This window comes from Xanthomonas sp. WHRI 7945, assembly GCF_035026585.1.
In genome coordinates this window covers 132,199-146,461 of sequence record NZ_JAYIQP010000006.1, presented here as the reverse complement: position 1 = coordinate 146,461, position 14,263 = coordinate 132,199, and the positions used below count along the sequence as shown (strand labels likewise).

Below are 14,263 nucleotides of genomic sequence, written 5' to 3'. Positions count from 1 at the left end.
TTCACTCCCTGACCCACGTCTGCGTCCGTCCCAGCGCCTCGATGCCGATGTAGCCGCGCATCTGCAGCTTCTTGCCGCCGTCGCTGAGGGTGACCTTGGCCTTGTAGGTCTTGCCCTTGGCCGGGTCCAGCACCGAACCGCCGCTCCAGGTCGCGGTGCCGTCCGGCTTGAGCCCCCACAGGATGGTCATGCCCTTGATCGGCTTGCCCTTCTGCGCGCCGTCGCACTTGTCGCACAGCGGGTTGGGGCCCTTGTCGGACTGCAGGATCTCGATCACCTTGCCGCTGAGCGTGCCGTTGCCGGCCTGCTCGATCTGCACGATGGACTTGGGCTTGCCGGTTTCGTCGTCGATGGTCTGCCAGCGGCCGACCGGCGAGGTGTCGGCGGCCTGCGCGACGAACGCGGCCACGCTCAACGGCAGGGCCAGCATCAGGGTCTTGAAGGTGGTGCGCATGTGTCCCCTCCCAGGGTGTGTGCGAAGCGGTCGGCGCGATGCCGACCTGGAGCCGACTGTATACCCAAGCGTATGGTGCTGGGAATCGCCGGCCGCGGGCGGTTCAGCGAGTCGCCTGCGCTGCCGGGCTGCCGGGCTGGCGGCCGGGGCCGCCGCGCGGCCGGACTGCGGCGCACGGCACCCCGCCGCCGAAGCGGCGGCGCCGGTTACTGCAGCGTCACCTGCTTGCGGTTGTCGTTCGAGACCCGGTCGATCAGCTTGTTGTACGGATCGAAGCCGGCTTCGCTGGGCAGGCGCTCCACGGTCACGGTGATCGTCGGCGCGGCGGTGGTCACGTGCAGGCGCTGCAGGTACAGCACCTTCTCGTCGCGTTCCTTGCCCGACGGTCCCTTGGCGAAGACGCCGACCTCGATCCAGTCGTCCAGCGCGCCGTCTCGCTCCTTGCCCTTGCCGTCCACATAGTGCTTGGCGGCGTGCAACTGCAGGGTCACGTCGTAGCGGCCATCGGCACGCTTGCGCGCGGTCGCCGCTTCGACCCGGTTGTCGTAGAAGGTGATCTTCTCGAACAGATCGGTGATCAGCGCTTGCTGCTCGGGGCCTGCCTCGGCGCGGATGAACTGCAGCAGTTCGGCCGACGTGGTGTAAGGCGGCTGCTGGAAGGCCTTGGCCAGCAGGAACTTGTGCAGCGCGCGGTTCAGCGCCTGCTCGCCGATCTCCTCGCGCAGCCGGTAGAACACCAGCGAGCCCTTGCGATAGTGGATGTACTGCTGGTTCTCCACGCGGTACAGCGGCAGCTCCTCCAGGCTTTCGCCGCCGCGCCCGCTCAGATAGCGGTCCAGTTCGTACTTCAGGAAGCGGCGCATGTGCGCGCGTCCGTACTCCTGCTCCATCACCATCAGCGCCGAGTACTGCGCCAGCGATTCGGACAGCATCGTCGCGCCCTGCATGTTGGCGCCGATCACCTGGTGCGCCCACCACTGATGCGCCACTTCGTGCGCGGTGACGTAGAACACGTAGTCGATATCGTCCGGGTCGCGCAGGTCGGCGATGAAGCCGATCGACTCCGAGTACGGGATGGTGTTGGCGAAGGACTGGGCGAAGCTCTGGTAGCCGGGAAACTCGATGATGCGTACCTGATGATGCTGGTACGGGGTGAAGTGCTGCTCGTAGTAGGCCAGCGACTTCTGCACGCCCTCGATCATCCGCTGCACGTTGTACGGATGCTTGGCGTCGTAGTAGACCTCGATCGGGATGTCCTTGTAGCGCGCCTTCTTCACCTGCCAGCGTGCCGACAGGTAGGCGTAGAAGTTCAGCATCGGCCGGTCCATCGCGTAACTGAAGCAACGCCGGCCCTGGCGAACGAATTCCTTCTGCAGATAGCCGGGCGCCAGCGCGATCTGGTCCGGCGCGGTGCAGATGGTGGTGGCGAAATCGATCCAGTCGGCATCGTCGCTGATATAGGTGTTGGCGCGCGCAGCCTGGTCTTCGAGCTTGGGCATGCGCGTGGGTTCGCCGAGCCCGCGCTTGCGGCGCTCGTTGCGGTCCTCGATCTGCTGCTGCTCGTTGTAGCCGAACCACGGCAGCATGCTGCTGTTGAAAAAGCTGCCGTTGCCGACGATCTCGCTCTGCGCCTGGCGCACGGTGAGCCCGTGCGGATGGCGATCGACACGGAAGCGGAAGCTGCGTTGCTCGCCGGGCTGCAGCGGCGTGCTCAGCCGGTAGATGCGGTAGCCCAGCGCCTTGTCGTGCTTGACCAGGGTCTGCCCGCCCAGGTCCACTGCGACCAGGGTGCCGTCGCCATCCTCGCCGCTCATGCCCAGGTGCACGTCGCCGATCGGCGTGGCGTGGGTATTGCGCACGGTCCAGGTGGCGTCCACGACGACCGACTGCGTTTCCGGGTGCAGGTCGACCTGGTTGGTGACCGCGACGATGCGCGGTTGCGGCAGGTCCTTGTATTTGCGGTACTCGCGCTCGTAGCGGGCCTGCAGGTCCAGTTCCTGGTCGGGCGAGCGGAACGTGTTGTAGATATTGGTGTTCCAGTAGATCCAGCCGCCGACCGCGGCGAACGCCAGCAGCGACAGCGCGGTCGCGACCCCGGCACCCCCGCGCAGGCGCTGCCGCGCCAGCCGCAGCCGCTGGCGCGGTCCGTTGCCGACGCCGCGCGGCCAGAACGCGGCCGCCAGCAACAGCAAGGTCAGCAGGAACAGGCCCCAATAGCCTTGCAGCCACAGCTGCCCCGGCAGGAAGTGGCCGAAGCCGTTCATGTCCGAATACGGCGCATTCGGCCAACTGCCGAAGTTGTACAGGCTCTGCGTGTAGTCGAGCATCGACAGCGCCACCTGCCCGATCAGCAGCAGGATTAGCAGCGCATAGCCGAAGAACTTGTTGTTGCTCAGCACCTGCAGCACCAGCGCCATGCCGCCCATCAATACATAGAACACCGAACCCAGCGCCAGCGTCTTCAGATACAGCAGCGGCTCGATCCGGGTATAGCCCTTGCCCAGTTGCACCGCGACCGAAGCCAGCGCGCCGACCGCCTGGAACGCCGCGATCACCGCGATCAGGGTCAACAGCTTGCCCAGCAGCGGCACCCAGTTCGGCACCGGCATCGCATCGGTGATGCCGTCGATGCGCACGCCGCGTTCCTTCCACACCAGTTCGCCGGCATAGAACAGCACGATGATCACCAGCAGAAAGCTGTAGCTGTTCTGCAGCCCCTGCAGCATGATCGAGGTCACCGGCCAGATGTCGGTGCCGTAGTAGTTGCCGCCGAACAAGGCCTGCGGCACGAAGTTGGCGATGCCGAGCAGCAGCAGGACCACGAACGGCGCGCTGCGGAACACGCCCAGGGTGTCGAAGCGCACCTGCCGCAGCAATTGCCGCCAGCCGGCGCCGTTCTGCGCGAACGGGACGACTGCCGGCAGCCGCACGGCGCGCGCAGCGATCGCGGCTGCGGCCACCGGCGCCGCGACGGCCGGCGCCGGCTGCTTGCGGCCGAAACGGCGGCGGGTACCGCTGCGTTCGGTGCGGAACAGGGCGAAGGTCGCCGCGAACAGCAGCACCGACACGCCCAGCCACAGCGCACGGTTGGCCAGCAGGTAGCCGCTGAGTTCGGGCAGGTTGTGGTTGCGCTCTTCCGCCGACCAGTAGCGCAGGGTCTGCGCCAGCGCGCGGATGCCGAGCGGGTCGGACAGGGTGGCCGCCCAGACGTTGTCCAGGTCGGCCAGCACCGCGCGGCTGACCCCGTACAGCACCAGGAACACGATGACGCCGACATACACCCACAGGATGTTGCGCGCGGTCACCGCCAGCAGCGACAGCAGCGCGGTGGCGAACAGCACGTTCGGCAGCACCATCACCGCCAGCGTCCACAGGTAGGACGAGACGGCCACCGGCCCCAGCCGGACCGGATCGATCCACGGCATGAACTGGGCGATGAAGATGCCGAGCGCGACGATCAGGTACATCACCATGCAGGCCAGCAATGCCGCGCCGATGCGTCCGACCAGATAATCGCGGCGCCGTACCGGGCTGGAGAACACCAGCTCGGCGGTGCCCAGTTCGAAGTCGCGCAGCAGCGCATTGCTGACGAACAGTGTGGCCACCAGCAGGCCGATCAGGGTGAAGGCGGTCATCATCGTGGCGACGACCGAGGGCGCATTGCGGTGGACGTTGCCGATGCCGCCGCCGATCTGCACCGCGTCGCTGGAGCTGGCGCCGAAGGCGAGCAGGGCGAGCAGCGCGGCCAGCAGCCACAGCAGGGGAGAACGCAACTGCTCGCGCAGCTCGAAGCGCAGGAAAGCCAGGATCATGGTCGGCGCTCCGTCAGGCGGCCCGCGCCTGCTGGCGCAGGCGCTGGAAATACACGTCCTCGAGGTCGGGCGAGACCGGTTCGAAGCCCGCTTCCGGGCACTCGGCGCTGAACACATGGATCACCGGGCTGCCGGCCACCAGCCGGGTGGACAGCACAGTGAAGCGCGCTTCGTACTCCGCCAGCGCGCTCTTGGCCACCTGCTTGCGCCAGACCTGCTGGCTGAGCGTGGCGATGGCGTCGGCGGGCCGGCCGGTCAGCAGGACCTGGCCCTTGTTCATGATCGCCATCGCCGGGCACAGGTCGGTGACGTCCTCGACGATGTGGGTGGACAGGATCACCACCACGTTCTCGCCGATCTCGGCCAGCAGGTTGAGGAAGCGGTTGCGTTCCTCCGGATCCAGGCCGGCGGTGGGTTCGTCGACGATGACCAGCTGCGGATTGCCGAGCAGCGCCTGGGCGATGCCGAAGCGCTGGCGCATGCCGCCGGAATAGGTGCCCAGCTTGCGCTTGCGCGCATCCCACAGGTTGACCTGCTGCAGCAGCCCCTCGACCAGCTCCTTGCGCTGGCGGCGCTCGGTGAGCCCTTTCAGCACCGCGAAATGATCGAGCAGGTCCAGCGCGCTGACCTTGGGATAGACGCCGAAATCCTGCGGCAGGTAGCCGAGTTTGCGCCGCAGCGCGTCCTTGTCGCGCAGCACATCGATCGTCTGGCCATCGGCGGTGGTGAGCGTGGCGCTGCCGGAATCGGCTTCCTGCAGCGTGGCCAGGGTGCGCATCAAGGAGGACTTACCGGCGCCGTTGGGGCCGAGCAGGCCGAACATGCCGTGCGGTATGTCCAGGGTGACGCCCTTGAGCGCATGGACGCCATTGGCGTAGGTCTTGGACAGCTCGCGGATCTGCAGCATGGCGCACCTTCCCCTGGTCGATGCCCGAGTATTGGTGCGATCGCGCGTTGCCGCATGCGCCGGAAGTCATTGCCATCTGTAATGCTGCGTGCCGGCGAGTGCGGCCGCGGGGAGGATGCAGCGGGTGGATGCGGCGGGACCGGACGGCCCCGGGCGTGGCGCCGCTCAGCCGCCCTCGTACAGCTCCAGCGGCAGGTCGTCCGGGTCGGCGAAGAAGGTGAAGCGGCGCCCGGTGTATTCGTCGATGCGGATCGGCTCGGTGACCACATCGTGCGCCTGCAGGTGGGCGACGGCCGCATCCAGGTCGCTCACGCGCAGCGCCAGGTGGCGCAGGCCGCAGGCTTCCGGGCGGCTCGGCCGCGGCGGCGGCGCGGGGAACGAGAACAGTTCGATCTGGGTACCGTCGGGCAGGGCCAGGTCCAGCTTCCAGGAGTCGCGCGCGTCGCGGTAGACCTCGGCGACCACGCGCAGGCCGAGGATGCGGCAGTAGAAATCCTTCGAGCGCGCGTAGTCGGAGGCGATGATCGCCACATGGTGCAGGCCGCGCAGGGTCAGGCTCATCGGCACAGCGCCTGGCCGAACTGCAGCAGGTGGCCGTCCGGATCGTGGATCGCGAACTCGCGCATGCCGTAGGCGAACTCCTCCAGCGGGTAGGCGATGCGCGCATGCGGCTGCAGCCGCTGCCACCACGCGTCCACGTCGTCGGTGCGGAAGTACAGCGAGCCGGGGAAGCCGGAAACCGCGGCATCGCCCTGCGCCTGGCGCGCGGCCAGCATCAGCGCCAGCGGGCCATGCCGCAGCGACGCCCAGCCGGCGTCCGCGCCGCCACTTTCGATGCGGAACTCCAGCAGGCCGGTGTAGAACGCCAGCGCCGCGCCCAGGTCGGCGCTGCGCAGCATCGGGGTCAACGCGGTCAAGGCCATGCGCTGCTGCGTTGCGGAGGGAAGGAAATGAGCCATGCAAGGAGCATAGCGCGGCGTCGGATATCCGGCCCTGAATCGTGCGGGCATGGCGGCGTTGGCGTGCGCGGCGCGCGCATCTGCAGCGTGCGTTGGCCGCTTCAGCACGTCGCCGATGCATTGCAGGAGGGGCTTGTGCCGGTAACGCCCGGTCGGGGCCCAAGCCCCTCCTACGCAAGCGACGTGGATCGCCGCTGCGCTCAGCCCTTCTTGCTCGCCACCCAGCGTTCGATCTTTTCCTGCAGCACGTCCAGCGGCACCGAGCCGTCCTTCAGGATCTCGGCGTGGAACTCGCGGATGTCGAACTTGGCGCCGAGCTGCGCACGCGCGTAGTCGCGCAGTTGCATGATCTTCATCTCGCCGATCTTGTAGGACAGCGCCTGCCCGGGAATGGCCATGTAGCGCTCGGCCTCGGCTTCGGCGTCGGTGCGGCTGGTGGCCGAGTTCTCGAGCATGTAGTCGATCACCTGCTCGCGGGTCCAGCCCTTGCTGTGCAGGCCGGTGTCCACCACCAGGCGGATCGCGCGCCACAACTCGTTCTGCAGGTAGCCGAAGTAGTTGTACGGGTCCTGGTACAGGCCCAGGTCCTTGCCCAGCGATTCGGTGTACAGGCCCCAGCCTTCGATGTAGGCGGTCTCGCCGCCGAAGCGGCGGAACTTGGGCAGGTTGGTCAGTTCCTGCTGCAGGCCGAGCTGGAAGTGGTGGCCGGGAATGGCCTCGTGCAGGTACAGGTCTTCCGCGTCCCAGGTCTTGCGGCTGGGCAGGTCGTAGGTGTTGACGTAGAAGATGCCTGGGCGCGAGCCGTCCTCGCTGGGACGCATGTACGAGCCGCCGGCCGCCGACTGCGCGCGGTACGGTTCCACCGGGCGGATCTCGAACGCCGCTTTGGGCTTGAGCGAGAACATGCGCGGCACCGCCGCGTCCACCCGCGTCTCCAGGCCGCGGTAGTAGGTCAGTAGTTCGTCCTCGCTCTTGAAGGTGAAGCGCTTGTCGGTCTGCATGAACTTGAAGAACTTCGGCATCGAGCCGCGGAACTTCACCTGCTTCATCACCGCCTGGATCTGTCCCTGGATGCGCGCGACCTCGTCCAGGCCGATCTGGTGGATCTGCGCCGGGCTCAGTTCGGTGGTGGTGCTCTGGCGCACGTTGTACGCGTACCAGTCCGCGCCGCCGGGCAGCGCGCCGACGCCGGCGGTGCTGCGCGTGGCCGGCAGGTACTCGGTGGCGATGAAGCCGCGCAGCGAGCGGTACGCCGGCATGATCCGGTATTCGATCATGCGCTTGTATTCGGCGGTGATGCGCTGCTTCTCGGCCTCGGGCATGTCCGCCGGCAGGTTGCGCACCGGGCCCCAGAACAGGCTTTCCTCGGCGGTGGGCTTGATGATCGCGTCCAGCTGCGGCAGCACCTTTTCCATCAGTGCGCGCGGCTGCACCACGCCGGCCTTCATGCCCTCGCGCATGTTGGCGATGGCCTGGTCGAACAGGGCCGGGATGCCGAGCGCGCGCCGCGACCAGTTGTCGTAGTCCTTGGCGGTGCGGAACGGCTGCGCGCCGGTGCCCGAGCCGAGCATCACCATGATGCTGCCGACGTTGTAGAACTGGTTCACCGGCTGCATCCAGCTCGGGTACTTCTCCGACTCCAGTGCGTTGCGTGCGTCGCCGACGAAGATCTCGTAACTGAGCAGGTCCTGCCCGCTGAGCCCGTCCTTGCCGATCGCCTCGGCCTTGCCCAGCCACTGCACGGTGAAGTCGTGCGACTGCTGGCGGAACGCGGGCGACAGGAAGTTCGGCAGCTGGTCGTTGTAGCGGCTGTCGCCCTGGAACGTGGCCTGCAGCGGATTGAGCTTCAGCGAGGCTTCCCAGTAATCGTCGTACAGGCGATTGAGCTGCTCGGCCTTGCTGCGCACCACCGGCGCCGCGGCCGGGCGCGCCTTCCTGGCCTTGCTGGCCTTGGCGCGGGTCTGCGCGGTCTGCTGTTTGGCGGTCTTCTTCTTGGCCGCGTCCGCCGGTACGGCCAGCGACAGGCTCAGGACGGCGGCGATGGCGAGCGACAGCAGACGGGGAAAGCTGAGCGGCATTGCGGGCTCCAACGACAAGCGAGCACGGGAGCTTGCCCGATCCGCACCGTGGAGGCCACCCATCGCCGCATGCGCGGTCAGCAAAAAGCCGGTGCGGCGCCACGCGGCCGGCGCCTGTGCGGCCTGCTTGCGGCGGTGCGCAGGGCCGGCCGGGCGGATGTCTGCGGCGTTTGCGCCGGCCGTGCGTGCGTGGTCGCCGCGGCGCAGCGGCGACGCTGGCGGCATGCGAACGGGCCCGCGCTGGGACGCATAAATCCCAGGCGCGGCGCCGCGCCTGCGCGGACATGGCGCAGGCTCAGTCGGCCGCGGCTTCCTCGCGCAGTTGCGCGGCGCGGGCAGGAGTCAGGTAATCGGTGATCAGCCGCCGCATCAGGTACAGCAGCGGGATCAGCAATACCGCCAGCAGCATCTTGCACAGGTAGTTGAGCGTGCTCACCGCCAGGAACAGCGGGATCGACCAGTGCTGCGGGCCGAGCACGAAGGCGATGTAGATGACCACGAAGCTGTCGATCAGCTGCGACACCGCCGTGGAGCCGGTGGCGCGCAGCCACACGTGCTTTTCGCCGGTGGCGTTGCGGATGCGGTGGAACACCGCCACGTCGATCAGCTGCCCGGCCAGGAACGCGACCAGCGAACCGGCGATGGTCCACAGGCCCTGGCCGAACACCGCCGCGAACGCGGCCTGGTAGTCGGGCACGCCCTGCGCCTGCGCCGCGCCGACCCAGAACCCGGCCGGCGCCAGCGCGATGGCGGCGAACGCGAACAGGAAGCCGTAGCCGATCAGCGCCACCGCCAGCCAGGAAATGAAGCGCACCCCGCGCCGGCCGAAGAATTCGTTGATGGTGTCGGTGAGGATGAACACCAGCGGCCACAGCAGGGTGCCGGCAGTGAAGTTCATCGAGCCGGCCTGGCCGAACAGGTTCCAGTTCAGCGGCGCGATGCCCAGCGTGTCTTCCAGCGCGAAGATCTTGACCCCGATGAATTCGGCCAGCGCGGCATTGACGCAGAAGAATGCGGCCAGGCCGATGAACAGGCGAACGGCGCGATCGTCGAGCGTGCCGTTGCGCATCTGCCTTCCCTCAGCGGTCCATGGTGCGGGTGAACGGTACGCTGTCCGGCGCCACCGCGCCGCCGGAGATGATGAAGCTCATCGCCTGGTCCACGCTCCAGTCGGTGGGGGTCAGCAGCTCCACCGGCACGATCTCCAGGTAGCCGGAGGTCGGGTTCGGCGTGGTCGGCACGTACACCGCGGCCAGTTCGCGGCCGGTGCCCTGTTCCTTGATCACCCGCGTCACCAGGCCCACCGACTTCATGTCGCGGTGCGGGAAGTCGATCAGCACCACGCGCTGGGTGCTGCCGGGCTGGGTCTGCAGGATGTCCAGCAGCTTGCGCGCGCTGTCGTAGACCACGCTGGCCAGCGGAATGCGGCGCATGACCGCCTCGAACCAGCGCAGCAGGCGCTGTCCGACCACGCGCCGGCTGAGGATGCCGACCAGCAGGATCACCGCCAGCGTGGCGATCAGGGCGATGGTGTTCTGCACCCACAGCGCGGTGGCCCAGCCCATCTCGCGCGGGAACGAGGCGGCGATGCGCGCCGACAGCGGCACCACCCACGGGCTGCTGATGCCCGACAGCAGCACGAACACGAACTTGACCACGACCCAGGTCAGCCAGATCGGCAGCAGGGTCAGCAGGCCGGTGAAGAACAGCCGTTGCAGGGACGGGCGGGGGTGCGGAGCGGGGGTTTCGGGCGACATCCGCCTAGTGTAGTGGAGCGCTGCGCCGACCGCTGCGCCCGGCGATCAGGATGGCGCACGCCGTGCAGGTGCGATTGGGGAAAAGCGACGCGCGCTTCGCGCTGGCTTCGGGCCACCGGTCGCAGCGAACGCAAGCCCTTCCCGCGGTACGCCCGTGGGCTGGCGCCGGTCCCTGTGGGAGCGACTTCAGTCGCGACGAGCGCAGCGGATGGCCTGCGGACGTCGGGAGTCGTCGGAGCTGTTCGGCTCGACGCCGCATGGAACTCTTCCAGCTAGGCGGCTACGCGATCGACCGAGCCGCGATCGCGGCAGGTGTCGCTGTCGCGCCGCCGTTACCGCGCCGGCTTGCGCTTGACGTACAGCTGCTTGCGCGTGCGCGCGACCACCTCGCCGTGCGCGTCGAGGATCTCGTTGTCGAACCAGCGCAGGTATTTTTCGCCGCCGGCGGTGGCGGTGCGGATCTCGTCCAGCAGCGCGTCGTCGAGGCGGAACTGCGCGGTCACCGTGCCGCGCCCCGGGCGCACGAACTCGATGCTGCCGGCCTTGTCCCAGACGTAGTAGGCGCTGCCCAGGTTCTGCATCGCCAGCAGCATCCAGAACGGATCGGTCATCGCGAACAGGCTGCCGCCGAAATGGGTGCCGACGTAGTTGCGGTTCCACGGGCGCATGCGCAGTTCGACCCGCGCGTATCGGTAGTCCGCACTCAGCTCCACCAGGTGGATGCCGGCGAACAGGAACGGCGGCCACAGGTTCAGGCCGAAACGGAACAGCGAAGCATTCATGGCGGATGGAGGACAGGACGCGAAGCGGCGAGCTTACCATTCGCATGGGTATGGTGCGCCAGGCCTGCGCTGCCAGCGGGCGATGGCAGCGCAAAATTTCCACGCCGGGGTGCGGACGCGTCGGCGTCGCGGTCGCCTATCGCCGGCCTGCACCCGTTGTTGCTTGCCGCGCGCGCCGAACCACGGCGTGGCGAGTTCATCGCTTCCCAAGGCTTTGGCCGGGCGTGCTGCACGCATAGCCGTCGCGGCCGGCGGTCTTGGCCCGGTACAGCGCCGCGTCGGCCTGGGCGAAGAAGTCGCGGTTGCGGGTCTCGGCGTCGACCGTGGTGCTGTGCACGCCGAGGGTGACGGTGATCGGCACCGGGCCTTGCGGCCCGGGCACGGTCAGTTGGCGGATGTCCTCCAGCAGCGCTTCGGCGATCTGGCGCGCGTCGTCCAGCGCGGTGTCGGGCAGGATCATCGCGAACTCGTCGCCGCCGAAGCGCGCGGCCACGTCGTGCGCGCGTCGCGCATGGCGTGCCACGGCCGCGGCGACCAGGGTCAGCGCGCGGTCGCCGCTGTGGTGGCCGAGGGCGTCGTTGTAGCGCTTGAAGTGGTCGATGTCGACCACGATCAGGGTCAGCGGCTTGCCGCTGCGCTGGGCCATCGCCAGTTCCTGGCGGAACGCCAGTTCGAAGCTGTGGCGGTTGGCCAGCCCGGTGAGGCCGTCGCGGTGGGCCTGGCGCTGCCAGTGCGCGATGCGCAGGCCGAGCCAGCCGGCCGACACCAGCGTCACCGCCGCCAGGCACGCGGTCGGCGCGAACCAGCGGCCGCTGGCCAGCGCGCACAGCAGGCTGCCGGCCACGATCAGCGCCAGCATGACCGGCAGCGCCAACCACGGCCAGCGCCGGTGGCGGACCGAATAAGTCATGCCGAGCACGGCGAGCAGGGCCAGCAGCGCCGAGGTGCCGATCTGCTGGTTCTTCGACAGCGGCGTGATCGCATGTCCGCCGAGCAGCATCGCGGCCACGTTGGCCTGGTATTCGGCGCCGTTCATCCAGCTTTCGTGCGACATCGGGGTCAGGAAGCGCTGGCCCAGGCCGGTGGCGCCGACGCCGACGATCACCCGCCGGCCGCGCAGCGCCTGCGCCGGCACGCGGCCTTCCAGCACGTCGACGTAGGACAGCTGCGGGAAGCTGCCGGGCGGCCCGGCGTAGCGGACCCCGACGTAGTCGTCGCGGTGCCAGCGATACGGCATCGCATCCGCGGCCGGGCCGGCGTCGGAAGCCAGGCCGGGCCACGGCGGGGCCAGGCCGGCCAGGGCCACGCCCAGCGCCGGCCAGTGCGCATTGCCCAGCCCGGCGCGCAGGTAGATGCCGCGCGACACGCCGTCGGCATCGATCTCGATGTCGGTATGCGCCAGCCCGGCCGCGGCACGGGCGATGGCCGGCACCGGCAGCAGTTCCTGCGGCATCTCGCCGGCGTCGGTGCTGCTGGTGGTCACCGGCAGCACGGTGTTGCCGTTGCGGCGCAGCGCCGCGGCCAGCCGCGCATCGTTGTCCGGGTCGGCCTGGTCGGGTTCGCTCAGCACCAGGTCCAGCGCCACGCGCTTGACCCCGGCCTCGCTCAGCCGGTCGAGCAGGCGCGCGTGGGTGCTGCGCGGCCACGGCCATTGCCCGAGCGCCTGCAGGCTGCGGTCGTCGACCATCACCAGCACCACGCTGGAATCGGGCGTGTAGCGCCAGTGCGTCACCAGCGTGTCGTAGAGCGTGTTGTCCAGCCGCCACAGGCCGTCGGACAGGCCGAACCCTGCGGCCAGCGCCGCCGCCGCCGCGGCCGCGAGCCAGCGTAGCGGCGTGGGTGCCTTCACAGCAGCAACCACAACAGCAGCGCGCCGGCGCCGCCGCCCAGGTAACAGCTCCGGCACGGCAGCGAGATCACCTGGGTCGGCGAGAACGGCGCCGCGTAGCCGTCGTCGTCCACCTGCTGCACGCGCACGTACCAGGTGCCGCCGCGCGGTCGCGGCAGCGAGATCTGCGGGGTGTCGAGGGTGCGGTCGAGCAGCAGCGGCGCGGCGAAGTCCGGCTTGCGCGCGATCTGCACGCGATAGCGCTGCCCGGGTTCGCCGGCCTGCCAGCGCAGGGTCAGCTGGCCCTTGGCCGCTTCCGGCGGCTGCAGCGACGGGTCCAGCGGCGCGTCGCTGATCTGCAGCTGCAACGGCTGTCCGAACGGGCCCTGGCGGCCCTGCGCATCGCGCGAGGCCACGCGCCAGAAGTAGTCGCCCGGAGGCAACGGCAGCGGTGCGCGCAGCCGGGTGGCGTCGGTCGTGCGTTCGAACACCAGCTCGCCGAACTGGGCATCGCGCGCCAGTTGCAGCACGGTGGCGGTGGCATCGGCACTGCGGGTCCATTCGAAGCGCGGATGCGGCGTGCGCAGTTGTTGCTGCTGCAAGGGTTGCAGCGTCAGCGGCGGCAGCGGCGTGGCCCAGACCTGCAGCGCCCGTTCGGCGTCCTCGCCTTCCACGCCGGTGGCGGCGATGCCGCGCACCAGCAACAGCAGGCGACCGGTGGGCAGATCGTCCAGCGCGATCTGCGCCTGCGCGGTCTGGCGCGCGAAGCGCAGCACCTGGCGCTGCTCGGCATCCACCGCTTCGACCCGGTACCCGGCCGCGCCTGGCAGCGGCTGCCAGGCCAGCAGGTAGGGCGCGTGGTCGAGGCGGCTGCGCTGCTCGTCCAGCACCGGCGCGGGCAGCAGCCGTTCTTGCAGCGGCGAGGCGTCGGCGGCCATGCGCGAGGCCTCGCCGGGATGCAGCACCTGCCGGCCATGGGGGTTGCCGACCTGCACGACGCCGTGCAGCACCTCGGTGGCGGCCAGCTGGCCGTCGCCGCCGGCGGCGGCGCGGAAGCGGGTGCCGCGCACGCTGCTGGTGCCGGCCGGAGTCTGGATGATGTAGCGCGAGGCCGGGCCCTGGGCCGGGACCACCTCGTTGCTGGCGCGGCCCTGTTCCAGTCGCACCCGGGTATCGACCATGCCGGTGGCGCCGTAGCGGGCGAGCTGGTCGAAGCGCACGCGGCTGTTCTCGCGGACCTGCATCTGCGAGCCGTCGGCGAACTGCACGGTCACGCTGGCCTCGGCCTCGGTCTGCAACGTGGTGCCGATCGGCAGCAGCATGCCCTCACGCACCGGCGCCGTCGCGCTGCCGATGCCGAGCACGCTGGCGCCGCCGCGCAGCGCGATCACCCGCGCCGGCGCCGGCTGCACCCGCAGCCAGGCGATCGGGAAGCGCAACGGCTGCCCCGGCGGCAGCGCATAGGGATCGGCCACGGCGTTGTGCCGACCCAGGCGCTGCCAGTCCACACCGGGCTTGAGGTAGAGATCGCGCAGCTGCCACAGCGTATCGCCGGGGCGGACCCGGTAGACCCAGTCCTGGGCGGCGGCCGGCGGCGGTGCCGCCAGGCCCGCGCAGGCCAGCAGCAGCAAGGCGAGCAGCCGCCACACGGGCATCGGCAGGCGGCGACGGGAGGGGGTGCGGTTC

The 14,263-nt window shown here is 69.3% G+C and carries 11 protein-coding genes; all 11 read right to left on the bottom strand.

Features of this window, described 5'->3' with window-relative positions:
* Position 1: 1 nt before the first annotated feature.
* The 11 genes from VDQ83_RS07130 to VDQ83_RS07080 all read right to left on the bottom strand — a co-directional run bounded on the left by VDQ83_RS07130 (position 2) and on the right by VDQ83_RS07080 (position 14,232).
* On the bottom strand, positions 2-454 hold the full coding sequence (locus VDQ83_RS07130) for a DUF2147 domain-containing protein (RefSeq protein ID WP_455434371.1): 453 nt from the start codon (positions 452-454) through the stop codon (positions 2-4).
* A 206-nt stretch (positions 455-660) separates the two neighbouring features.
* Entirely contained in the window at positions 661-4,266 is a 3,606-nt protein-coding gene (locus VDQ83_RS07125; protein WP_455434370.1) for an ABC transporter permease/M1 family aminopeptidase, read from the bottom strand.
* 13 nt (positions 4,267-4,279) lie between these two features.
* Positions 4,280-5,173: an ABC transporter ATP-binding protein gene (locus tag VDQ83_RS07120; RefSeq protein ID WP_263397791.1), complete on the bottom strand. Its 894-nt coding sequence runs from the start codon at positions 5,171-5,173 to the stop codon at positions 4,280-4,282.
* A 165-nt stretch (positions 5,174-5,338) separates the two neighbouring features.
* Positions 5,339-5,734: a VOC family protein gene (locus tag VDQ83_RS07115; protein WP_455434369.1), complete on the bottom strand. Its 396-nt coding sequence runs from the start codon at positions 5,732-5,734 to the stop codon at positions 5,339-5,341.
* Entirely contained in the window at positions 5,731-6,096 is a 366-nt protein-coding gene (locus VDQ83_RS07110; RefSeq protein WP_455434368.1) for a VOC family protein, read from the bottom strand. The genes VDQ83_RS07115 and VDQ83_RS07110 overlap by 4 nt, the downstream gene beginning before the upstream one ends.
* Positions 6,097-6,332: 236 nt before the next feature.
* Positions 6,333-8,210, bottom strand: a complete 1,878-nt coding sequence (locus tag VDQ83_RS07105) for a DUF885 domain-containing protein (protein WP_455434367.1) — start codon at positions 8,208-8,210, stop codon at positions 6,333-6,335.
* 295 nt (positions 8,211-8,505) lie between these two features.
* Positions 8,506-9,279 (bottom strand): queuosine precursor transporter, encoded by a 774-nt coding sequence (locus VDQ83_RS07100; protein WP_455434366.1) that lies wholly within the window; start codon positions 9,277-9,279, stop codon positions 8,506-8,508.
* Between the two features lie 10 nt (positions 9,280-9,289).
* Complete coding sequence (locus VDQ83_RS07095; RefSeq protein ID WP_455434365.1) at positions 9,290-9,967, bottom strand: DUF502 domain-containing protein; 678 nt, start codon at positions 9,965-9,967, stop codon at positions 9,290-9,292.
* A 332-nt stretch (positions 9,968-10,299) separates the two neighbouring features.
* Positions 10,300-10,749, bottom strand: coding sequence for a DUF4442 domain-containing protein (locus VDQ83_RS07090; protein ID WP_455434364.1), 450 nt, complete (start codon positions 10,747-10,749; stop codon positions 10,300-10,302).
* Between the two features lie 196 nt (positions 10,750-10,945).
* Entirely contained in the window at positions 10,946-12,598 is a 1,653-nt protein-coding gene (locus tag VDQ83_RS07085; RefSeq protein ID WP_309912818.1) for a CHASE2 domain-containing protein, read from the bottom strand.
* A complete protein-coding gene (locus tag VDQ83_RS07080; RefSeq protein WP_455434363.1) occupies positions 12,595-14,232 on the bottom strand; it encodes a FecR domain-containing protein in 1,638 nt (545 codons plus the stop codon). The genes VDQ83_RS07085 and VDQ83_RS07080 overlap by 4 nt, the downstream gene beginning before the upstream one ends.
* Between the last annotated feature and the right edge of the window lie 31 nt (positions 14,233-14,263).

Coding starts and splice junctions, on each gene's coding strand:
- VDQ83_RS07110 (WP_455434368.1), bottom strand. CDS start 6,096: ATGGCCTTGACCGCGTTGACCCCGATGCTGCGCAGCGCCGACCTGGGC.
- VDQ83_RS07090 (WP_455434364.1), bottom strand. CDS start 10,749: ATGAATGCTTCGCTGTTCCGTTTCGGCCTGAACCTGTGGCCGCCGTTC.
- VDQ83_RS07095 (WP_455434365.1), bottom strand. CDS start 9,967: ATGTCGCCCGAAACCCCCGCTCCGCACCCCCGCCCGTCCCTGCAACGG.
- VDQ83_RS07115 (WP_455434369.1), bottom strand. CDS start 5,734: ATGAGCCTGACCCTGCGCGGCCTGCACCATGTGGCGATCATCGCCTCC.
- VDQ83_RS07125 (WP_455434370.1), bottom strand. CDS start 4,266: ATGATCCTGGCTTTCCTGCGCTTCGAGCTGCGCGAGCAGTTGCGTTCT.
- VDQ83_RS07105 (WP_455434367.1), bottom strand. CDS start 8,210: ATGCCGCTCAGCTTTCCCCGTCTGCTGTCGCTCGCCATCGCCGCCGTC.
- VDQ83_RS07080 (WP_455434363.1), bottom strand. CDS start 14,232: ATGCCCGTGTGGCGGCTGCTCGCCTTGCTGCTGCTGGCCTGCGCGGGC.
- VDQ83_RS07130 (WP_455434371.1), bottom strand. CDS start 454: ATGCGCACCACCTTCAAGACCCTGATGCTGGCCCTGCCGTTGAGCGTG.
- VDQ83_RS07120 (WP_263397791.1), bottom strand. CDS start 5,173: ATGCTGCAGATCCGCGAGCTGTCCAAGACCTACGCCAATGGCGTCCAT.
- VDQ83_RS07100 (WP_455434366.1), bottom strand. CDS start 9,279: ATGCGCAACGGCACGCTCGACGATCGCGCCGTTCGCCTGTTCATCGGC.